The sequence below is a fragment of the Aeromonas sp. sif2433 genome (assembly GCF_019218705.1).
Taxonomy (GTDB): Bacteria; Pseudomonadota; Gammaproteobacteria; order Enterobacterales; family Aeromonadaceae; genus Aeromonas; species Aeromonas encheleia.
The window spans coordinates 35,730-55,437 of record NZ_JAHUXD010000017.1; the positions used below are offsets into that span (position 1 = coordinate 35,730).

The 19,708-nt window shown below is 64.1% G+C and carries 19 protein-coding genes, 1 tRNA gene and 1 riboswitch; of the genes, 5 read left to right on the forward strand and 15 right to left on the reverse strand.

Annotated elements, in window-relative coordinates:
• The first annotated feature begins 157 nt into the window (after positions 1-157).
• Positions 158-568, forward strand: coding sequence for a hypothetical protein (locus tag KW825_RS19205; protein ID WP_218330110.1), 411 nt, complete (start codon positions 158-160; stop codon positions 566-568).
• A gap of 20 nt (positions 569-588) precedes the next feature.
• Here KW825_RS19205 and dmeF read toward each other — a convergent pair whose 3' ends face one another.
• Positions 589-1,509 (reverse strand): CDF family Co(II)/Ni(II) efflux transporter DmeF, encoded by a 921-nt coding sequence (dmeF, locus tag KW825_RS19210; RefSeq protein ID WP_218330111.1) that lies wholly within the window; start codon positions 1,507-1,509, stop codon positions 589-591.
• A gap of 71 nt (positions 1,510-1,580) precedes the next feature.
• Between dmeF and KW825_RS19215 the strand changes: the two genes are divergently transcribed.
• The 3 genes from KW825_RS19215 to KW825_RS19225 all read left to right on the forward strand — a co-directional run bounded on the left by KW825_RS19215 (position 1,581) and on the right by KW825_RS19225 (position 4,276).
• Positions 1,581-1,856 carry a metal/formaldehyde-sensitive transcriptional repressor gene (locus KW825_RS19215; RefSeq protein ID WP_042653346.1) on the forward strand — a complete coding sequence of 92 codons (276 nt, stop codon included), beginning with the start codon at positions 1,581-1,583 and terminating at the stop codon, positions 1,854-1,856.
• Between the two features lie 147 nt (positions 1,857-2,003).
• The gene (locus KW825_RS19220; RefSeq protein WP_218330112.1) at positions 2,004-3,200 is read left to right on the forward strand and encodes an amino acid aminotransferase; all 1,197 of its coding nucleotides are present in this window, start codon (positions 2,004-2,006) and stop codon (positions 3,198-3,200) included.
• A gap of 152 nt (positions 3,201-3,352) precedes the next feature.
• Positions 3,353-4,276 carry a LysR family transcriptional regulator gene (locus KW825_RS19225; RefSeq protein WP_218330113.1) on the forward strand — a complete coding sequence of 308 codons (924 nt, stop codon included), beginning with the start codon at positions 3,353-3,355 and terminating at the stop codon, positions 4,274-4,276.
• Between the two features lie 28 nt (positions 4,277-4,304).
• Here KW825_RS19225 and KW825_RS19230 read toward each other — a convergent pair whose 3' ends face one another.
• The 7 genes from KW825_RS19230 to KW825_RS19260 all read right to left on the reverse strand — a co-directional run bounded on the left by KW825_RS19230 (position 4,305) and on the right by KW825_RS19260 (position 11,171).
• Positions 4,305-4,628 (reverse strand): DUF1820 family protein, encoded by a 324-nt coding sequence (locus tag KW825_RS19230; protein WP_042653376.1) that lies wholly within the window; start codon positions 4,626-4,628, stop codon positions 4,305-4,307.
• Between the two features lie 102 nt (positions 4,629-4,730).
• Positions 4,731-5,600, reverse strand: a complete 870-nt coding sequence (locus KW825_RS19235; protein WP_218330114.1) for a YjjW family glycine radical enzyme activase — start codon at positions 5,598-5,600, stop codon at positions 4,731-4,733.
• Between the two features lie 10 nt (positions 5,601-5,610).
• The gene (locus KW825_RS19240) at positions 5,611-7,137 is read right to left on the reverse strand and encodes a YjjI family glycine radical enzyme (protein ID WP_218330115.1); all 1,527 of its coding nucleotides are present in this window, start codon (positions 7,135-7,137) and stop codon (positions 5,611-5,613) included.
• 116 nt (positions 7,138-7,253) lie between these two features.
• Entirely contained in the window at positions 7,254-7,595 is a 342-nt protein-coding gene (locus tag KW825_RS19245) for an AzlD domain-containing protein (RefSeq protein WP_218330116.1), read from the reverse strand.
• A 2-nt stretch (positions 7,596-7,597) separates the two neighbouring features.
• The gene (locus tag KW825_RS19250; protein WP_218330117.1) at positions 7,598-8,311 is read right to left on the reverse strand and encodes an AzlC family ABC transporter permease; all 714 of its coding nucleotides are present in this window, start codon (positions 8,309-8,311) and stop codon (positions 7,598-7,600) included.
• Positions 8,312-8,432: 121 nt separating this feature from the next.
• Positions 8,433-8,909 carry a murein L,D-transpeptidase family protein gene (locus KW825_RS19255; RefSeq protein WP_042653339.1) on the reverse strand — a complete coding sequence of 159 codons (477 nt, stop codon included), beginning with the start codon at positions 8,907-8,909 and terminating at the stop codon, positions 8,433-8,435.
• A gap of 411 nt (positions 8,910-9,320) precedes the next feature.
• Positions 9,321-11,171 (reverse strand): M3 family metallopeptidase, encoded by a 1,851-nt coding sequence (locus KW825_RS19260; protein WP_218330118.1) that lies wholly within the window; start codon positions 11,169-11,171, stop codon positions 9,321-9,323.
• Positions 11,172-11,635: 464 nt separating this feature from the next.
• Positions 11,636-11,721: riboswitch (cyclic di-GMP riboswitch) on the forward strand.
• A gap of 65 nt (positions 11,722-11,786) precedes the next feature.
• Here KW825_RS19260 and gbpA point away from each other — a divergent pair.
• Positions 11,787-13,211 (forward strand): N-acetylglucosamine-binding protein GbpA, encoded by a 1,425-nt coding sequence (gbpA, locus tag KW825_RS19265; protein ID WP_218330119.1) that lies wholly within the window; start codon positions 11,787-11,789, stop codon positions 13,209-13,211.
• Positions 13,212-13,278: 67 nt separating this feature from the next.
• On the opposite strand, the gene cbl is transcribed toward gbpA, so the two are convergent.
• The 7 genes from cbl to KW825_RS19300 form a co-directional block, all read right to left on the reverse strand.
• Positions 13,279-14,226 carry an HTH-type transcriptional regulator Cbl gene (gene cbl / locus KW825_RS19270; protein WP_042653336.1) on the reverse strand — a complete coding sequence of 316 codons (948 nt, stop codon included), beginning with the start codon at positions 14,224-14,226 and terminating at the stop codon, positions 13,279-13,281.
• Positions 14,227-14,463: 237 nt separating this feature from the next.
• Positions 14,464-15,531 (reverse strand): sulfate/molybdate ABC transporter ATP-binding protein, encoded by a 1,068-nt coding sequence (locus KW825_RS19275; protein WP_218330120.1) that lies wholly within the window; start codon positions 15,529-15,531, stop codon positions 14,464-14,466.
• Positions 15,532-15,628: 97 nt separating this feature from the next.
• On the reverse strand, positions 15,629-16,516 hold the full coding sequence (gene cysW / locus KW825_RS19280; protein ID WP_218330121.1) for a sulfate ABC transporter permease subunit CysW: 888 nt from the start codon (positions 16,514-16,516) through the stop codon (positions 15,629-15,631).
• Positions 16,513-17,352, reverse strand: coding sequence for a sulfate ABC transporter permease subunit CysT (cysT, locus tag KW825_RS19285; protein ID WP_218330122.1), 840 nt, complete (start codon positions 17,350-17,352; stop codon positions 16,513-16,515). Before cysT ends, cysW begins: the two co-directional genes overlap by 4 nt.
• Before the next feature lie 288 nt (positions 17,353-17,640).
• Positions 17,641-18,216 carry an alpha/beta hydrolase gene (locus tag KW825_RS19290; RefSeq protein WP_218330123.1) on the reverse strand — a complete coding sequence of 192 codons (576 nt, stop codon included), beginning with the start codon at positions 18,214-18,216 and terminating at the stop codon, positions 17,641-17,643.
• A gap of 39 nt (positions 18,217-18,255) precedes the next feature.
• Positions 18,256-19,257, reverse strand: a complete 1,002-nt coding sequence (locus KW825_RS19295; protein WP_042653331.1) for a sulfate ABC transporter substrate-binding protein — start codon at positions 19,255-19,257, stop codon at positions 18,256-18,258.
• Between the two features lie 345 nt (positions 19,258-19,602).
• Positions 19,603-19,679, reverse strand: a tRNA-Asp gene (locus KW825_RS19300).
• Positions 19,680-19,708: the final 29 nt, after the last annotated feature.

Consider the following 19,708-nt stretch of genomic DNA (forward strand, 5'->3'; position numbering starts at 1 on the left):
GCAAAAAAAACCAACCAGTTTCAACAAGATAACGTTTTCATAACGAAAATTGGAGCGAGCTCACAGACTTGGGGCGATATTCACCCCATCACTTGGGAGAACCCCATGACGCAGGAAAAACCAATTTCCGATCAACTGGATACCGAGGGTGATGCAGATGACGCGAATCGATGAGCAAGCGAGGCGACTGGATGAGGAGTATCAGGCCATCAGTCAGCTGTTCGATCAGTTTTGCCAGCAGGCCGGGGCGCTCGCCGAGCAGTACCGCTTCTTAAAGTGGCCCGACTACGAGGAGACACCGCCGCGGATCCGGGCCTTCACCCTGCTGGGGGAGCCGCGCGAGCTGCGGCTCCATTGCCAGCCGGGGGAACACGGCATCCTGCACGGCATCATCCAGATCGTCGATGAGGAGGAGCAGCTCCACGCCAGCCTGGGATTCAGGGCCGACGGCCATCTGCTGCTGGAGTCGGGCCGCCTGCTGGACAACCCGCCCGGGCTGCTGCTCAAGCTGCTGATCGGCTCCATCTGGAAGGATAAGCCCTCGGCAGCCACCAGCCAGCCTCACTGAGCCGGCGCAGCCGCCGCGCCTCAGCCCTGGGCTATCTCTATGGTCACATGGACCAGCTCCTCGTGGATGGCGAGCCGCTCGCGGATCTGCTGCGGCGGCACCGGCTGTGCCATCCGCAGCGACAGCACGCAGGCATACTGCTGCTGCCCCACCCGCCAGACGTGCAGATCGCGGATCTCCGCCGCCGGCCCCTCGGCGATCACCTCGCGGATCTCCGCCACCAGGGGGGTATCCATCTCGGCATCCAGCAGCACGCGACCGGTGTCGCGCAGCAGGCCCTTGGCCCACAGGGCCACCAGCACCGCGCCCACTATCCCCATCAGGGGATCCAGCCAGTCGGCGCCCCACAGCATGCCGCCCACCAGGGCGAAGATGGCCAGTACCGACGTGGCCGCATCGGCCAGCACATGGAGATAGGCGGCCCGCAGATTCAGATCATGATGAGCATGGCCGTGGTCGTGATCATGGTGACCGTGATGATCGTGGTGATGATCATCCTTGAGCAGCCAGGCACAGGCCAGGTTCACCAGCAGACCGAGCAGGGCGATGCCGATCGCCTGCTGATAGTGGATCGGGCTGGGATCCAGCAGGCGGGTGACCGACTCGAACAGCATCAGGCCGGCCACCCCCACCAGCAGCAGGGCGCTGGTGAAGCCGCCAAGCACCTCTATCTTCCAGGTGCCGAAGCTGAATCTGTGATCCCGGGCGAAGTGGCGGGCGGCGCGATAGGCCAGCACCGAGAGACCGAGCGCCAGCGCGTGGGAGCTCATGTGCCAGCCATCCGCCAGCAGCGCCATGGAGTTGAACACCCAGCCCCCCGCGATCTCCGCCACCATCATGATGAGGGTGAGCAGCACGGCCCAGCGGGTCTTCTGTTCGGCCAGCGGATTCCCTTCGTGCACGACGGGTTGATGGCAGTGGAAGCTAGCGACGGATGACATGAATTTCTCCTGAGGGCGACAATACAATATACTATACCCCAGTATAGTTTTATCGCGCGAGAGGATCCTGCATGTCACACACGGTACACAACAAGAAGAAGCTGCTGGCGCGGGTACGCCGCATCAAGGGTCAGACCGGCGCGCTGGAGAGTGCGCTGGAGCAGGAGACCGACTGCGCCGCCATCTTGCAGCAGATCGCCGCCATCCGCGGCGCCGTCAACGGCCTGATGCTGGAGGTGCTGGAGGGTCACATGCGCGAACATCTCGGCGCCGAGGAGGCCACCCAGGCCGAGCGGCTTGAGGATCTGGATCAGGTGGTGCGGGTGCTGCGCTCCTACCTGAAGTAAGGGCTCCCCTGCCTGCTTGCCATAGAATACTGTCGTCAAGCAGGCTGGGCGAAGCCGTTTCAGACTTGAGCCCTCGCCCGCTTTACGCCATGATGACCGCCGATCGTTGATCGCCTTACCCTGGATTCCATTTCGCAAGGACCCCCCATGTTTGAACACGTCGATGCCTATGCTGGCGACCCCATACTGACGCTAGTCGAGACCTTCCACAAAGACACCCGTGAGCAGAAGGTGAACCTGGGGATCGGCCTCTATTACGACGAGCAGGGCCGCATTCCGCTGCTGGCCTCGGTGCAGCAGGCCGAAGCCCAGCGTGCCGCCGCCCCGGCGCCGCGCCCCTACCAGCCGATGGAAGGGGCCGCCAACTACCGCAGCGCCGTGCAGCACCTGCTGTTTGGCGCCGACCACGAGGCGGTCAAGGCCGGTCGCATCGCCACCATCCAGACCATAGGCGGCTCGGGTGCGCTGAAGATCGGCGCCGATCTGCTCAAGCGCTACTTCCCGAGCTCAGAGGTGTGGGTCAGCAATCCGACCTGGGACAACCACAAGGCCATGTTCGAGGGGGCCGGCATCAAGGTGCACGACTACCCCTACTACGACGAGGCCAGCGGCGGCGTGCAGTTCGAGGCCATGCTCGACTGCCTGGCTAGCCTGCCCGCCAAGAGCATAGTGTTGCTGCACCCCTGCTGTCACAACCCGACCGGGGTGGATCTCTCCCGCGCCCAATGGGACCAGGTGATCGCGCTGGTGGTCGAGAAGAACCTGATCCCCTTCATGGACATCGCCTATCAGGGCTTCGGTGACGGGCTGGAAGAGGATGCCTACGCCATCCGCGCCATGGTGGCCGCCGGCGTCAGCTTCTTCGTCAGCAACTCCTTCTCCAAGAACCTCTCCTTCTACGGCGAGCGCTGCGGCGGCCTGTCGGTGATCTGCCAGGATGCAGAGGAAGCGGGCCGGGTGCTGGGCCAGATGAAGGCGACAGTGCGTCGCAACTACTCCAGCCCCCCCACCCACGGTGGCCAGGTAGCCGCGGCCGTGATGAACGACGCCAAGCTGCACGCCCTCTGGGTGGACGAGGTGAGCGAGATGCGCACCCGCATCAAGGCCATGCGCCAGAAGCTGTTCGAGGTGCTGAGCGCCAAGGTGCCGGGCCGCGATTTTGGCTACTTCATCAGCCAGCGCGGCATGTTCAGCTACACCGGCTTCAGCCCGGAGCAGGTGGACAGGCTGCGCGAGGAGTTCGCCGTCTATCTGGTGCGCTCGGGTCGCATGTGCGTGGCCGGCCTCAACAGCCGCAACGTCGATTACGTGGCCGACGCCATGGCCGCCGTGCTCAAGGGCTAAGCCTTCAGCCCCGCTTCGGCGGGGCTTTTTGTTTCCCCTCTCAGCCTTTTCTCAGGAGTTCCCATGGATCTGATCGCCCTCTCCCATCCGAGAGCACGCCATCTGGTCGCCCCGCATCCCTTGCCCGCACTGGTCTCGCCTCAGGAGGTTCCTTGGATCTGATCGCACTGTCCCGTCTGGGGGGACGCCATCTGGTCACCCTGCATCTGCTGCTGGACAGCCGGAGCGTCACCCGCACGGCGGAACGGCTCTGCACCACCCCCTCCTCCGTCAGCAAGACCCTCAACCAGCTGCGGGATCTGCTGGGGGATCAGCTGCTCTACCGCCAGGGCAACCAGCTGCTGCTCACCCCTTTCGCCGAGCGGCTCGGCCCCAGTCTGCACCGGCTATTGAGCGAGCTGAACGGCCTCACCAGCCAGGGCGGCTTCGATCCCGCCAGCTGGCAGGGGGAGCTTAAATTTGCCCTGCGCGAGAGCGGCATGGTCTGGCCCATGGGCCCCATTCTGGGTCAGTTGATGCGGGAGGTGCCAGGGCTGGTGCCCGTCGTCTGGAACAAGGATGAGCGGGGGCTTGAGGCGCTGGCGGCGGGCAGGCTCGACTTCCTGATCCTGCCCCATGATCAGAGCCAACCCCTGCCCCGCCAACCCGGTCTGGTATGGGAGACGCTGCGGGAAGACCAGCTGGTCTGCCTGGTGCGAGAGGGCCATCCGGCCCTCACTATGCCCTGGGATCTGGATGCCTACCTGAGCTGGCGCCACATCGCCATCCGCGATACCGAGCTGGCCAATCCCTTCTTCGAGCAGAGCCTGGCCCAGCTGCAGGTCAGGCGCCGGATCGGCGCCACCCTGCCGGATTTCGGCGGCGCGGCGGCCCTGCTGGCGCAGAGCGATCTGATCCTCACCGCAGTCAAAGGTTGGGCCGAGCAGGCCAGGCTCCCTGGACTGGTCGACCTGCCCGTCCCCTTCGACTATGGCGCCGTGACCCACAGCCTGGTGTGGTACGGCCCGGCCGGGGAGGAGCCGGCCCGCCGCTGGTTCCGGCAACGGATCCTGCAACTCGCCCAGGGGTTGGCCTGATACCGACAGCGCGCCGGCATAAGCGGCCTCAGGGTTTCTTGGTATAGATGGGGCTGGGGAAGGGAGAGACGTTGTTGCCCAGCTCTGTGATGCGGGCCGCCCCCTGCTTGCGCACCTGATCGATGCGCAGCACCTGGTGCATGGGGATCAGGGTGCGATTGACGTCGACAAACTCGCTCTTCAGCTTCTCGTGGCTGGGATCGACGATGAGCGCCGTGTGGTTGTCCCACACGAAGTTCGCGATCTCGATGAAACCGAACAGCTGACCCTGGTTCACCTCCCTGACATAGACCTCGTAACGCTCGTTGTGGCAAATAAACTGCACTCGGTATAAGGCGCTGGCTTCACTCATGGGCATCTGTTGATGGTGGACGGTTTTCCCATTCTAGCGGCCACTTCCCACGCGCCCTATAGACGAAGTTCACAGTTGCGTCATATCGAGTCTCAACACGACTCAGCAGATCGCCGGCAGAGCGACGGGGCCCAATCCCTTGGCGATCAGTGCCTTGGCGAGCGACTCCAGCTCGGGGCGCGCCGCCTCCGGCCAGTCGAGCGCCCCACCGCGTACCCCGTGCCGACGAAAGCCATTGAGCCGGATGGGCACAGCCCCCAGGCCGTGCAGAAAGCGGGCGAGCCCCTCGTCCAGCTCGCCGCTCCCGTCGAGAAAATCGCTGCGCCCCGGCACATGCAGCAACCGCAGCTCGGCCAGCTTGCCCCGGCTTGCCAGCAGCTGCAGTGAGGCCAGTACCCGCTCGCGGCCCTGGCCGGTCAGGGCATGGTGCACAGAGTCGCGCCACCCCTTGAGATCGATCATGGCGCCGTCCAGCACCGGCAGCAACCGCTGCCAGCCGGTCTCGGCCAGGGAGCCGTTGCTGTCGAGCAGACAGCTCAGATGAGCGAGATCCGGCGCCTGCTTGATGGCAGTGAACAGCGCCACGACGAAGGGCAGCTGGGTGGTCGCCTCGCCGCCGGAGACCGTGATGCCACTCAGCAGCGGGCCGTAGCGACGCAGTTGGGCCAGCACCTCAGCCACCGACATGGACTCGGTCTTGGGGCTGGCCTGGCGCGGGCAGCCGTCGAGGCAGCGATCGCAGTGGGTGCAAAGATCTTGCTGCCAGCTCACCCGCCCCTGGTGCAGCCTCAGGGCGCTGCTCGGGCAGGCGGGCACACAGTCGCCGCAGTGATCGCACAGCCCTATGGTGTGGGGGTTGTGGCAGCCAGGGCAGCGAAAGTTGCAGCCTTGCAGGAACAGCACCAGCCGGTTGCCCGGCCCATCCACGCAGGAGAAGGGCAGCAACCGGCTGACGATGGCGGTACGAGTCATCGAGCCTGACTCAATAGTCACAGAGGCTGGCTTCGAGCCCCACCACCCGCGGGGCGCGCTGGCGAATGCCGGTCAGCTCGCTCGCCTCGGCGCCGAGGCAGGTGGTCTGCAGCCGGGAGCCGTCGGTCGCGAAGCGGGCCAGATCACTCTTGCGGATCATGTAACCCGTGACCCGCACCAGATCGCTGTCCGCCACGTTGGCGCTGAACTCGCGCATGCCGAGGGCGAAGGCCCCCTTGCACAGTTGCAGCAGGGCTTGAGGGTTCTGACGGATGGTGGGCTCCAGGGTCAGGATCTCGCTGATGCCGGAGCCGTAGAAGCTGTGGTGGGGCGCCAGCGCCAGCACGTGGCTGGCGGGATCCGGCTCCTCGCCATAGGGGATGCGCACACCGGGGGTCACCCCGCGATCCAGGCTGAGGCCGCCCTGGGCATGGAGCAGGGCACGTCCCCGCCAGGCGTGAGGTTGCGGCGCTCCGGTCACATGGTCGGAGAGCGCCGCCGAGATGCGATGGCCGAGCCGGTTCGCCCCCTCGTCATGGCCGTAACGCCCCACCAGCCCCTCCTTGCCCAGCAGGATGTTGACCGCCTCCGCCATGCCGTAGATGCCGAACATGGGCACGAAGCGCCCCTCTTCGAGCAGCCCCTCCTGCACCAGGAAGCTGTCGAAGAAGCCGGACTCCTCGTGCAGGAAGGCGGCCCGCGCCGCGATGAGCCGGGAGGCCAGCTCGCAATGGTGCGGCAGCCACAACTCCAGGAAGTCGTCGATGCCGGTGCTCAGCTCGGCCACCCGCTTGAGGGAGAGGCGCACCAGGGTGTTGGCCCCGCCCGCCTGGGGCAGGGCGTTGTAACAGCTGACGATGCCGAAGCCACGCTCGTCGAAGGTGTCGCGGTGCAGCGGGTAGTTGACGATGTGCGGCTTGCTGCACTCGGCGATGTTCCGCACCGCCTGCAGCAGCAGGCTGTCCGGGGTCCAGGCGGGATCGTGGAACAGGCTGAGGTTCGGCGCCACCTGCTGGAGCTCGCCGTCGATGCGCAGGATCAGGCGGCAGAGCCGGTTGTCATCCGGGCCTATGTTGACGTGCATGAAGGCATCCGGCAGCACCCGGTCCAGATAGATCCAGAACCCCTTCAGCTTGCGATAGAGCGCCTCGTCATCCAGCGTGCCGACGAAGGGCAGCAGCAGGTGATCCAGCCGTCCCAGCCAGACCGGCATGCCGGTCACCGAGGGCACGTGGTGGTAGAGGATGCGCAGGGCATCGAGCGCCTCGTCGAAATCCCGAGGCGGCGCCAGCTCCAGCCAGGCCGAGCCCTGACTCAGGAACTTCTGGTAATCCGGCAGCACATAACGCGGCTTGTAGGGAGCGTGCCCCTCGAACATGTCGCAGAGCACGCCCTGTGCCATCGCCTCGGCCACCGCCGCGGGCAGCTCGGGATAAGGCAGCGCATTCTCGGCGGCCAGGGCCAGGGCGTGGCTCTTCTGAGCCGGAGAGAGCAGGGGATCGCGCACTATGCGCTGGCAGGTTGCGGTGAAAGACATGGGGGAGCTCCTTGGCGGATAGTCCCTAAATCCTTACACTTGAGAGGCCTTTTTTGAAGTGACATTCACAACATAACGGATGTCATAAACAGACATCCGTTATGCGGGATCACGCCCTAGCCCAACCAGGGCAGCATGCTGGCGAGCCCACCCTGCCAGCGCAGCAGGAAGAAGCCCCCCATGCCGATCACGACCACCAGCAGGGTCGGCAGGCGCAACAGGGTCAGGGCCGTCACCAGCAGGATCGCGGCCAGATAGTCAGGATCCCAGTCCAGCCCCTTGCCCGGCTCATAGCTGAACACGATGGGCAGCCAGATGGCGGTCAGCACCGACTGGGCCGAGAAGCTGAGGAAGGCTCCCATCTCGGCGCCCGGCTGATAGCGGGTCAGCCGCGAGAAGAAGGCGAAGCGGTTGAAGAAGGTGATCAGGGCCAGCAGGCCTATCATCAGCCAGCTCATGGTCATCTCCTCATCCGGTGCAGCACATAACCCACCAGCATGCCGGCCAGCGCCGAGATGATGATGTAGACCTCCGCCAGCAGCGGCTTGGTGAGCAGCGCCGTGCCGCCGCTCACCACAGTCGCCGCCACCATGGGCAGGTTCTTGAGGGCGGGTATGGTCATGGCGATGAAGGTGGCGGCGATGGCAAAGTCCAGCCCCATCCGATCCAGCCCGTCTATGTACTGACCGGCGGCGATGCCGAGCAGGGTCGCCAGGTTCCAGAACAGGTAGAAGACGAAGCCCGCGATCAGCGCATAGGCGGGATTGAAGCGGCCCTGACGCTCCCTCTCCTTGAGCGCCACCGCGAACATCTCGTCGGTCAGGAAGAAGGCGAGGCTGGCGCGCCAGCGCAGGGAGAGCGGCAGCACGTCCCGGCGAAAGGTGAAGCCGTACAGCAGGTGCTGGGAGGTGATGACGAAGGTGGAGCCCACTATGGGCAGCAAGGGGGTGCCGGCCCCGAACAGGGTGGTGGCCGAGAGCTGGGCGGCGCCGGCATAGACCAGCAGCGACATCAGCTGGGCCTGCAACGGGCTCAGCCCCACCTGCAGCGCCAGGGCACCGCACAGTATCCCCCAGGGGATGACGGAGATGGAGAGGGGCAAAATATCGAGGGAGGCACGCCACCAGAGCGCGCGGGTACTCTCGGGCGCGGGGGCGCTCGTTCCTGACATCATGGGATCATCCTTGTTACATCCACGGCGAGCCGGAAAAACTAGCACGGTGCAGGCGGGGATGTCACGCCATCGTCAGGGGGAAATGACACGCCCGCGCGATGGCGGGCGTGAGGAACCGGGATCAGGGCTGGATGATGATGGGGGTGCCGGGTTCGATGGCGCTCCACACCTCGTCCAGATCATGGTTGAGCATGGCGATGCAGCCGTTGGTCCAGTTGGACGGCTGCAGACGACGGTTGCCGATGTCGTTGCGCTGACCGTGGATCATGATCATGCCACCGGGATTGACGCCCTTCTCGTTGGCCATCTTGATGTCATCCAGATTCGGGTAGTTGATGTGGATGGCCTTGTAATAGCCGGAGTTGGTCTTCTTGTAGTCGAGGATGTAACGCCCTTCCGGTGTGCGCTGATCCCCTTCCCGCAACTTGTGTCCCTTCGGGGCCGGGCCCAGGGCGATCCAGTAGCGTTTGACTTCCTTGCCATCCTTCATCAGGGTCAGGCTATAGCTCGACTTCTTGACCACTATCATGTCGGCAGACAGGGTGGCAAAACTTAAGGCGGGCCACAGCCCCAGCAAACACAGTAATACGGCTCTCATTCCATCCCTCGACAAGCCTTCAGGGCTTTTTTGTTAGCAAATCATCTGAATATCGCCACTCTCTGGTGGCGAGCGAGCGCCATGATATGGGATCGCCATCAATACTCAATATATCCAGAGAAACATATCTGTGACCAGCGTGACGAGCGCCCCATCCATCCACCGCCCCATCACATTAATTAATAGCTAAAACAGCTAGATGGCGCCAAGCGGTCGCTTGAAGTGCCCCATCTGGGCCTTTATTCAGCCCCCACCCCGGGATCCGGCCTGCCCCCGCAGGCGCCGTCGCGCCTTCCCGCCGCCAGCCGTCCCCGATAACCCGTATCCAGCCGCGCGACCGGGGGCGTGACCAGCGCGCAGAAATGACAGAGCCCTGCCAAGGGGCAGGGCTCTGTGGTGGGTGGGGATCCCTTAGCCGATAGAAGCTGGCTCGGCCTGGTAGTGGCGCCGGATCCAGGCCTCGAAGTCGGCCAGCATGCGCACCTCCGACTCGCTGTTGTCGGCGATGAGCGCCTCCCCGTGCACCACCCGGATGCGGGCATTGAGCGGGCTCCCCTCGCCGGCGGGTGGCCGCTGCCGCGCTGCCGTCATGCTGGCCGATGCCAGCTCCCAGGCCTCGGCCACGCTCTGGTTGCAGACCCGGGCCAGGGGAGCGGCGCTGAAGCCTTCCCCGGTGAGGCTCTGCAGGGTCTGATCGTGGGTCATGCCGTTGCCCGGCCCCCAGTAATGGGCGGCCAGATCCGGTCCGATGCGCGGGTTGTCGGTGAGATAACCGTCGCGCCGCAGGAAGTAGGCACGGGTCTGCTCCACCGCCATCAGCGCCAGCAGGTAGCCGTGGTAGGCGCAGGCCGACTCCTGGTTGAGCAGGTGCGGGATCGCCAGCAGCGGCCGCGGGCTCTCCACCCCCAGGATCTTGCGCTCCCAGCGGCGCGCCAGCGCCAGCACCGCGGCCGGGGTGCGATCGCCATCGGCCATGGCGTAGAGATCCCGCTCGAAGTAGGAGACCAGCGCGATCTGGCGCTCGTTGAAGGCGCGAAATGGCTGGCGCGCCTCTATCATCGCCCCGATGAGCGCATCCGGGATGGGCTCCCCGCTCTCGCTCCTGGCATAGCGCTTGAGCCAGTCCGCATCGTCCAGCAGGCTGTCGCAGAACATGGACTGGGTCTCGGCATAGGCCATGGAGGTGGGCGGGAACTCCTGGGAGAAGCAGGGGGCGTTGCCGGTCACGTTCGCGAAGTGGGCGGCGTGGCCCCCCTCGTGGAACAGGGTGTTGAGGCCGCTCCAGCCGCTGCCCACCTGGGACGGATTGGCCAGGCTGGTGAAGTTGACCACGGCCGGCACCCATTGCCCCTCCTGCCAGAAGCTTGGCACCGGGCCGTGGCAGAAGCCGTTCTCGTATTTCCCCTCCCGGGTCAGCAAGTCCAGGGTGAGGGTCGCCTCCCGATACTGGATGCCGAGCCGGCGGAAGCTCTCGACCCAATCCTGCAGCGCCCGCGAGAAGGGCACGTAAGGGTCGAGCTGGCGGGTCACGTCGCCGCTGACGAAGTAGCGCAGGTTGTGGGGCAGCAGCGCCGCCGCCCCCTTCGCCGCCTTCAGCTCGGCCAGGCTCAGGTGCACCCGCTCTTCGGTGCGTTCGATGAAGTCATCCAGCACCGCAAACAGCTGCTCCGGGCTCATCTGCTCGTTCTTGCGCACCTTGTAATCGAAGTAGTCGCGATAGCCCATGGCGCGGGCGAAGCGGTTGCGCAGCGCCACTACGTCCAGGTAGCCATGGTCGACCACCCACTGCTCCAGGCTGTGGAACATGTCGAGCGCACTCTGGCGTACCGCCTCGCTCGGGCTGGCGGCCAGGCTGGTGCTGGCCGCCGGCAGGCTGCCGGCCACCTGGCGGCCCTGCTCGTCCAGCAGGCTCAGCTTCAAGCCCTTGCGACGGGCGAACAGGTCCGCCTCGGCGACCACCAGCTCGTCCATCAGGGCCGCCGCCGCCGGGTCCTCGATGACGTTGCACTCGAAGAAGGCGATCCAGCCCCCCAGGCCGCGTCTGAGATCAGCCCCGTCGGCCTGGGCAAGCATCTCCCTCAGCTCCGGCAGCCGCGCCGGATTGGCACAGAACGCCTTGTAGGCCTGTTCGGCGGCGGTGAAGCCGGCCTGATCGTCGCTGGTGCCCATATAGGTGGACCAGAACAGATCCTCCTTGCGCCTGTGCACCCGCAGGTAGTCGGCATTGAGCTGGTTCAGGTAATTCCTGGCAATGGAACTCATAAATTCCCTCTTGTTATCGGTGGCGTCTGGCCATCCGTTCCTTTTTGGTGGTGTCCCTCCCCGGTCGGGGCCGGGACAAACGTGCGCCGGGATGCGCGTTATCACGCTATCAAAAGTGGGCCTGTCTGTCTGCTGCTCATGGGGTCATGAGCGGACATCCCGCGATCCTCGGCAGCCGGCTGAGCCATAAAGGATCCACCTCGATCCAGGATCCCTCCCCTGCCATGGAGTCCAGGGTCGGCAAGGGGATGCCGCCTCGGCATAAGATGCGTGAAATCTGAATATTAATCAGAACAACAACCCGGGGCAGTGAAGATGAGCAGGGGAATACCTATGCAAAAACAGAAAGTTAAGTAATGGCACTACTCCGATGAGTCGAACCGTAAAGATTTACACTTAATAATTTAATCAAAATAAGTCATGATGATGTCGTCGTCTTCAAACGCGACACCATGACCATTTATGTAGTCATTTGGCAAACTGGTTGAAAGGCCAGGACGCAAAGCCTCCGGTCTAAAGACATGTCGTCCAGGATAGCGGGGTTGCCACACCCAGGTGTGTATCGGGGATTTCCCCTGCCAACTTGACTGCCCACATCACCGAACAGAGGAATGTATGGCAGCAAAAATTCAACTCAATCATGTGGCCGCAGCGCTGGCGTTGCTGGCCAGTGGCGGCGCACTCGCCCACGGTTATATCAACCAGCCGGAGGGGCGCAACTATCTGTGCAAGACCGGCGGCAACAGCCAGTGTGGCGCCATCCAGTGGGAGCCCCAGAGCCTGGAGGCACCGTCCGGCTTCCCCAACGGCGGCCCCGCCGACGGCCAGATCGCCTCGGCCGGCCACCCGCAATTTGGTGAGCTCAATGCCCAGACCAGCGATCGCTGGACCAAGCGCGAGGTGCAGGCCGGGCCCTTCGCCATCAGCTGGAGCTTCACCGCCAACCACGTGACCCGCAACTGGCGCTACTACCTCACCAAGCAGGACTGGAACCCGAACCAGCCGCTGACCCGCGACTCCTTCGATCTCAATCCATTCTGCGTGATCGAAGGCAACATGGTGCAGCCACCCAAGCAGGTCACCCACCAGTGCACCCTGCCGGCACGCACCGGCTACCAGGTCATTCTCGGGGTGTGGGAAGTGGGCGATACCGCCAACAGCTTCTACAACCTGATCGACGCCCGCTTCGAAGGCGGCACCCAGCCCCCGTTGAGCTGGAGCCAGGGCGGGACCATCTACCCCTCCACCGATCTCGCGGCCGGCGACAAGGCCAGGACCCGGGTGTTCGACGCCAGCGGCGAGCGCACCGATCTGCAGACAGTGCTGACCATCGCCAACGCCGAGCAGGGCCAGAAGAACAACTGGGCTCACGATCTGGCGGGCAAGATCAACGCCGAGCAGAGCCAGATCCGTGCCGGTCAGCAGGGCGGCGACGGCCAGTTCAACCCGGTCTACGGCCAGAACCCCATCTACCTGAAGGCGGGCAGCAACCTGCAACGGGTCGAGATCCAGCTCGAACAGCAACAACCGCCGGTGGGCAACGGCATCACCGTGAGCGGCCTGGAGAGCGAGTACCTGCTCGACAACGGCAGCGTCACCCTGGCCTTCACCGTCACGGCGCAAGGGGACCTCGCCGTCACCAATACCCTGTATGACCATGGCGGTGTCGCCAAGGGCCAGACCGGCGCCGACATCAAGGACAGCAGCCAGAGCTTCACCATGCCGGTGAGCGGCCTGAGCGCGGGTCACCACCAGCTGGTGATCGAGGGCAAACCCAAGGCGGGTGGCGAGCCGCTGCAGCAGACCCTGGATCTGATGTTCAAGGATCCGGCCAGCGGCGGTGACTACCAGTTCAGCTTCCCGGAGGGCCTGAAGTCCTACACCGCGGGCACCAAGGTGCTGCAGCCCAAGAACGGCAAGGTGTATCAGTGCAAGCCCTACCCCTACAGCGGCTGGTGCACTATCTGGTCCAGCTCGGCCACCCAGTATGAGCCCGGCGTGGGCAGCAACTGGCAGGATGCCTGGACCGAACTGAAATAACGCGCGTCGACAGATAAACAAACAGGGAGCCGATGGCTCCCTGTTTGTTTATGGCATGTCAGCCCATTCAGATCTGGTAATCGAGGGCCGGCTCGTGGCTCATGGCGCGGGCCTGGATCTCGGCAAGCGCCAGCTCCGGGTTGCAGAGCTGGATGAACTGCCAGGCGAAGTTGTGCTGGAATTGCCCCTGCTTGAGCCCGATCCAGGCGGTGTGCGGTGCGAACAGCCGGCTGCCATCGAGCTGCACCAGTCCCTTGTCACGCTGGGCGTCGAACGCCATGTCCGCCAGTATGCCGACCCCCATCTCCAGCTCGACATAGGTCTTGATGACGTCGGAGTCCTGGGCGGTCAGCAGGATCTGCGGCGCTATCCCCGCCTCGGCGAAGGCCTCATCCACCCGCGCCCGGCCGGTCAACCCGGCCTGATAGGTGATGATGGGCCAGTTCGCCAACGCCTCCAGGGTCAGCTCCCGCTCGGCGGTCAGGGGATGCTGCTCGGGCACCACTATGTTGTGATGCCAGCGGTAGTAGGGGAAGGCCACCACCCCTTCGCTCTTGTCGAGCTGCTCGCTGCTGATGCCGATATCCACCTCGCCGGTCTGCACCAGCCGCACTATCTCCTCCGGCCCGCCTTGGCGCAGCTCCAGCTGCACCAGCGGGAACTGCTCGCGAAAGGCCTTTACCACCCGCGGCAGGGCGTAGCGCGCCTGGGTGTGCGTGGTCGCCACCAACAGCCGGCCCGAATCCCGGTTGGCGAAGGTGCTGGCCAATTTGCGGATGTTGTTGGCGTCGTTGAGGATCCGCTCGGCAATCACCAGCAGCTCCTTGCCCGGCTCCGTCATGCCGAGCAGTCGCTTGCCATAGCGGATGAACAGCTCCAGCCCGAGCTCCTCCTCCAGCTCGCGGATATGGCGGCTGACCCCAGACTGGGAGGTGAACAGGGCGTTGGCAACCTCGGTCAGGTTGTAGTCCCGCCGCGCCGCCTCCCGGATAATGCGTAGTTGCTGAAAATTCACGTCATCGCCTCCTGCGCTGACCGGCCGTCGGGTCTGCCCCGCCGCCGCCTTCTTGTTTTATTGCCAGCCCAGGCTCATGCCGGGCCGCAAACCTGAAACTGTGTAACCGGCACGGGCAAGCCGCCACCGCTCTTCCGGGGATAAGATCCAAGCCTCCCCACCACAAATTCGGCTCCCTCAGATCTGATGATTTGGGATAGAGCCGAGCCTTAACAGCCACGAACGGAGTCCGCTCCATCAGATCTGATAGTCCGGATAGAGCTGCGCCTGCTTGGCCACCAGGCGCACCCCCTGACCCGGCGCGAAGGCCCGGGCGGCCTCCTTGCTCAGCTCGGCCTCGAAATGCGCCCCCTGGGTATCCCCGGTGCCGCGCAGCTCGACCCGGATCCGCGGCCCCATGGGCAGCAGGCGGGTGATGGTGGCACTGATACCACCGGGCGCATCGGCGGGCAGGATCTCCAACTCGTGGGGTCGCACATAGGCGATGGCGGCACTGCCCTGGGCCAGATGGGAGATGGCGGATCCCCCCAGCCGCTGTTCGCCGATGCCGAGCCCCTGCTCCGCCACCCGGCCGCGGAACAGGTTCACGCTGCCGAGGAAGCTGTGCACGAAGGAGCTGGCGGGCTGGTCATAAACCTCGGCCGGGGTGCCGATCTGCTCGACCCAGCCGGCATTCATCAGCACCACCCGATCCGCCACCTCCAGCGCCTCCTCCTGATCGTGGGTCACGAACAGGCTGGTGACGTGCAGCTCGTCGTGCAGTTCGCGCAGCCAGCGGCGCAACTCCTTGCGCACCTGGGCGTCGAGGGCGCCGAACGGCTCATCCAGCAGCAGCACCTTGGGCTGCACCGCCAGGGCGCGGGCCAGGGCGACCCGCTGGCGCTGGCCACCGGAGAGCTGGGTCGGATAACGGTCGGCCACGTGGCTGAGCTGGACCAGATCCAGCAGCTCCTTGACCCGGCTGCGGATGGCAGCCTCGCTCGGGCGCTCGCTCCTCGGCTTGACCCGCAGGCCGAACGCCACGTTCTCGAACACCGTCATGTGGCGGAACAGCGCATAGTGCTGAAACACGAAGCCGACGTTGCGCTCGCGCACATGGAGGGCGGAGGCATCCTCCCCCCGGATGATGACGTTGCCGCTGTCGGCCTGCTCCAGCCCGGCGATGATGCGCAGCAGCGTGGTCTTGCCGCAGCCGGACGGCCCCAGCAGCGCCACCAGTTCACCGTCGTGAAAGTCGAGGTTGATGTCGGCAAGGGCCGCATATTGGTTAAAGTGCTTGTTGAGTCCTTGGACCTGAATGCTCATGGCTGCCTCTCGTAAACCGTAAAATCGAAATCAGTGGTGGATTGGGTTGGGCTGAGCACTCCGCCGAGCCACTCGCGCAATAATCCCCGAATCCATATCAATGGGATTTGGTGGGCTGACCACGCAACCTGGCCAACAGTGTCTCCCCCAGCAGGGTGAAGATCCCGAACAGGGCCAACAGGCTGGCCACCGCGAAGGCGGCGCCGGTCTGGTACTCGTTGTAGAGGATCTCGATGTGCAGCGGCAGGGTGTTGGTCTGGCCGCGAATGTGGCCCGACACCACAGAGACGGCACCAAATTCCCCCACCGCCCTGGCGGTACAGAGCAGCACCCCATACATCAGGCTCCAGCGAATGCCGGGCAGGGTCACCCGCCAGAACATCTGCAGGCCGCTCGCCCCCAGCATGATGGCGGCCTCCTCCTCTTCCGGCCCGCGGGCCTCCATCTGCGGCAGCAGCTCGCGCACCACGAAGGGCACAGTGATGAAGGTGGTCGCCAGGATGATCCCCGGGGTGGCGAAGATGATCTTGATGTCGTGCTCGCTGAGCCAGTCGCCAAACCAGCCGCGACTGCCGAACATCAGCACGAACATCAGCCCCGCTATCACCGGCGAGACCGAGAACGGCAGATCGATGATGGTGATGAGCAACTGTCGGCCCGGGAAACGGAAACGGGCGATGGCCCAGGCGGCGGCGAGCCCGAACAGCAGATTGAGCGGCACCGAGCAGAGGGTCACCAGGGCGGTGAGCCCGAGCGCGCTCAGGGCATCCGGCTCGCTGATGGCGTGCCAGAAGAAGACCAATCCCGGTGACAATGCCTGGATGAAGACGGTCGCCAGCGGCAGCAGCAAGAGCGCGGCGAACCAGCCAAGTCCGAGTACGATCAGCAGCCACTTGACCCAGACCGGCTCGCGGGTGACGGCCTGATGTCGCTCCGCCGCACTCGTCTGGACAACGGTGTCCAGGGTAATGGTAGAGGTGTTCATATCCGGCTCCCTCCGATGCGGGCCCAGCTCCAGGCTTGCAACTTGTTGATCAGCAATAACAGGATGAAGGAGATGAGCAGCATGACGGCGGCGATGGCGGAGGCGCCGGCGTAGTCGTACTCCTCCAGGTGGCTCATGATCATCAGCGGTGCTATCTCGGACACCATGGGCAGGTTGCCGGCGATGAAGATGACGGAGCCGTACTCCCCCACGCCGCGGGCAAACGCCAGCGCGAAGCCGGTGAGCAGCGCCGGGATCAGGGTGGGCCAGAGCACCCGGGCGAAGGTCTGCCAGCGGTTGGCACCCAGGCTGGCGGCGGCCTCCTCCTGCTCGCTCTCAGCCTCCCGCAGCACGGGTTGCAGGGTGCGCACCACGAAGGGCAGACCGATGAAGGTGAGTGCGATCACCACCCCGATTGGGTTGTAGGCGAGCTCGATGCCAAAGGGGGCGACCCACTGGCCGATCCAGCCGTTGGGGGCGAAGATGGCGCACAGGGCGATACCGGACACCGCGGTGGGCATGGCGAATGGCAGGTCGATCAGCGCATCCACCAGGCGACGCCCGGGGAAGCTGTAACGCACCAGCACCCAGGCCAGGATCAGGCCGAACAGGCTATTGAGCAGGGCCGCGATGAAGGCCGCCCCGAAGCTGAGCCTAAAGGAGGCGAGTACCCGGGGAGAGCCGATAACCTGCCAGAACTCGGCGGCGCTCAGGTGGTTCACCGCAAACAGCACCAGCGCCGAGAGTGGCAGCAGCACCAGTATGCTCAGGTAGAGCAGGCTGAAGCCCAGCGTCGGGCCCAGGCCTGGCAGGACGGAATAAGAACTTAATCGCATAACACATCCATTTGTTATAAACATCTTTCGATATAGCGATTCTGCTCACTCCTGCCAGGGGCAACAAACACCAATAACGCCTTTGCTAATCACTTTTTTGTCTAACGACGGCGGAACAAGGCCTTTAGCCCAGTAAAAATAAAAAAGGTCTTTTATATAAATAAAAGACCTAACCAAACGGAGCCGTGGAACCTTGAAACCTGAGGTCAGCGCGACGAGCGCACGCTGACGGAGATGACGAATGATCTGATGGCGGTGAGCCTCCTTGCCGTGTCTGATGGTGAAGGGTTAACGAAAACTGAGGGCCGCCCGCTTGCCCCATTCCGCAGGCACCGGCTCGACCACCATCTCGGCCCGGCGATAGAGGGTACCCAGCAGATTGAGCCCCTGGCCCCACTCCCCATGACCGGACTGGGCATTGATATGGCCCACCTCGCCGGCATCGAACAACGGCACCTGCCACTGGCGGCTCCAGTACTCGGCCCGCTCGAACGTCATCCAGGGATCGTTGCGGCTGGCGATGAGCTGGGCAGAGACCTTGACGGAGCCTGCCAGTGCCTCGTCCGGGATGCCGAAGCGAGCCGGATCCGCAGGCGCCACTATCAGGATCGAGGCGACCTTCTCCGGTTGCAGCCTGGCGGCGGCGATGGCCGTCAGTGCCCCGAAGGAGTGCGCCACCAGGTGAACCTGGCTGCGCCGGCTCCTGAGTTTACTCGCCAGTTTGGCGCTCCAGACGGTGAGGTCCGGCTTGTCCCATGGCAGACCGACCATCCGCTGCCAGTGGGGGAAGTGCTGATGCCAGCGGCTCTGCCAGTGATCCGGCCCACTGTTGTGCAGACCGGGAACCAGAAGGATCTTGTTCATCATGGTGCTCCTATCTGCTGGCACAGGGGCCAGCGCGGCTTAGCTGCCCGGTTGGTAGATCTGGTCAAACAGTCCGCCCTGGGCGAAGTGCTTCTTCTGCGCCTTGTCCCAATCCCCTTCCAGATCCTTGACGGTGAACAGAGTCAGCGTGGGGAACTGAGCCGAGGTCTCCTTCAGGATCGCCGGGTTGCTGGGACGATAGTGATACTTGGCGATGATCCGCTGACCCTCGTCGGAGTAGAGGTAGTCGAGATAGGCCTTGGCGACGACTTCGGTGCCGTGTTTCTTGGCGACCTTGTCCACCACGGCGACCGGCGGTTCTGCCAGGATGGAGACAGACGGCACCACGAGTTCAAACTTGTCACTGGTACCTGGCTGCCCCAGCACCAGCAGTGCCTCGTTTTCCCAAGCCAGCAAGACGTCGCCGAGGCCACGCTCGATGAAGCTGGTGGTCGCGCCACGAGCGCCGGAATCCAGCACCTTCACGTTCTTGAACAGATCGCCGACGAACTGCTTGGCCCCCTCCTCAGTGCCGCTCTTCTTCAGGGCATAGCCCCAGGCCGCCAGATAGTTCCAGCGCGCCCCGCCGGAGGTCTTGGGGTTGGGGGTCACGATAGACACATCCTTGCGCACCAGATCATCCCAGTCCTTGATCTGCTTGGGATTGCCCTTGCGCACCAGGAAGACGATGGTGGAGGTATAGGGAGACGCATTGTTGGCTTGGCGGCTCTCCCAGTCCGCGGCGGTGAGACCCGCCTTGGCCACGGCATCGACGTCATAGGCCAGCGCCAGCGACACCACATCGGCCTCCAGTCCGTCCACCACGGCGCGAGCCTGCTTGCCGGAGCCACCGTGCGACTGGCTAACCACCACATCATCGCCAGTCTTGGCTTTCCACTCCTTGGCGAAGGCACCGTTATATGCCTGGAACAACTCCCGGGTCGGATCGTAGGAGACGTTGAGCAGACGGATCTCGGCGGCATTGGCCTGGCCGAGTGCCAGCAGGGATAACAGGGTCAGGGCGGTCATTCGCAGTTTCATGGTGATACTCCATATCGTTGGGTTGAGTACAGAATGCCTCCTCCTTCATATGCCAGGAAGAAAGAAATAGCGCTTTGCTTATCTCTTTTACGCATATCAGGCAAACCTTGAACGGCGAGGCATCCTGCCAGCCACCTCTCCACCGCCCTGCGACATGCTAATGGCGTATCAAGTAGGGGCTGAATTCAGCCAGGTTGGCAGAGGAATGGGATAGGGATGGATGGGATGGTGCAATGTTTACGGATAATGTCTCAGCGACTTGGCATTGCGCCAAAGCCGTGCGCCTTGATGGCAAATTGCAGACATGAAAAAAAGCCCAGTCTTTCGACTGGGCTTCTTAATCATTGGCGGAGCGGACGGGACTCGAACCCGCGACCCCCGGCGTGACAGGCCGGTATTCTAACCAACTGAACTACCGCTCCGCAATTTGGCTAGCTTCTGCTAAATCGTC

What these genes read in the sequence shown, in the direction of transcription:
- cysW (WP_218330121.1), bottom strand. Translation starts at nt 16,516, where the DNA reads ATGAACACCTCTACCATTACCCTGGACACCGTTGTCCAGACGAGTGCG.
- KW825_RS19240 (WP_218330115.1), bottom strand. Translation starts at nt 7,137, where the DNA reads ATGTCTTTCACCGCAACCTGCCAGCGCATAGTGCGCGATCCCCTGCTC.
- KW825_RS19295 (WP_042653331.1), bottom strand. Translation starts at nt 19,257, where the DNA reads ATGAAACTGCGAATGACCGCCCTGACCCTGTTATCCCTGCTGGCACTC.
- dmeF (WP_218330111.1), bottom strand. Translation starts at nt 1,509, where the DNA reads ATGTCATCCGTCGCTAGCTTCCACTGCCATCAACCCGTCGTGCACGAA.
- gbpA (WP_218330119.1), top strand. Translation starts at nt 11,787, where the DNA reads ATGGCAGCAAAAATTCAACTCAATCATGTGGCCGCAGCGCTGGCGTTG.
- KW825_RS19205 (WP_218330110.1), top strand. Translation starts at nt 158, where the DNA reads ATGACGCGAATCGATGAGCAAGCGAGGCGACTGGATGAGGAGTATCAG.
- KW825_RS19260 (WP_218330118.1), bottom strand. Translation starts at nt 11,171, where the DNA reads ATGAGTTCCATTGCCAGGAATTACCTGAACCAGCTCAATGCCGACTAC.
- KW825_RS19215 (WP_042653346.1), top strand. Translation starts at nt 1,581, where the DNA reads ATGTCACACACGGTACACAACAAGAAGAAGCTGCTGGCGCGGGTACGC.
- KW825_RS19255 (WP_042653339.1), bottom strand. Translation starts at nt 8,909, where the DNA reads ATGAGAGCCGTATTACTGTGTTTGCTGGGGCTGTGGCCCGCCTTAAGT.
- KW825_RS19275 (WP_218330120.1), bottom strand. Translation starts at nt 15,531, where the DNA reads ATGAGCATTCAGGTCCAAGGACTCAACAAGCACTTTAACCAATATGCG.
- KW825_RS19250 (WP_218330117.1), bottom strand. Translation starts at nt 8,311, where the DNA reads ATGATGTCAGGAACGAGCGCCCCCGCGCCCGAGAGTACCCGCGCGCTC.
- KW825_RS19245 (WP_218330116.1), bottom strand. Translation starts at nt 7,595, where the DNA reads ATGAGCTGGCTGATGATAGGCCTGCTGGCCCTGATCACCTTCTTCAAC.
- KW825_RS19290 (WP_218330123.1), bottom strand. Translation starts at nt 18,216, where the DNA reads ATGAACAAGATCCTTCTGGTTCCCGGTCTGCACAACAGTGGGCCGGAT.
- KW825_RS19230 (WP_042653376.1), bottom strand. Translation starts at nt 4,628, where the DNA reads ATGAGTGAAGCCAGCGCCTTATACCGAGTGCAGTTTATTTGCCACAAC.
- cysT (WP_218330122.1), bottom strand. Translation starts at nt 17,352, where the DNA reads ATGCGATTAAGTTCTTATTCCGTCCTGCCAGGCCTGGGCCCGACGCTG.
- KW825_RS19220 (WP_218330112.1), top strand. Translation starts at nt 2,004, where the DNA reads ATGTTTGAACACGTCGATGCCTATGCTGGCGACCCCATACTGACGCTA.
- KW825_RS19235 (WP_218330114.1), bottom strand. Translation starts at nt 5,600, where the DNA reads ATGACTCGTACCGCCATCGTCAGCCGGTTGCTGCCCTTCTCCTGCGTG.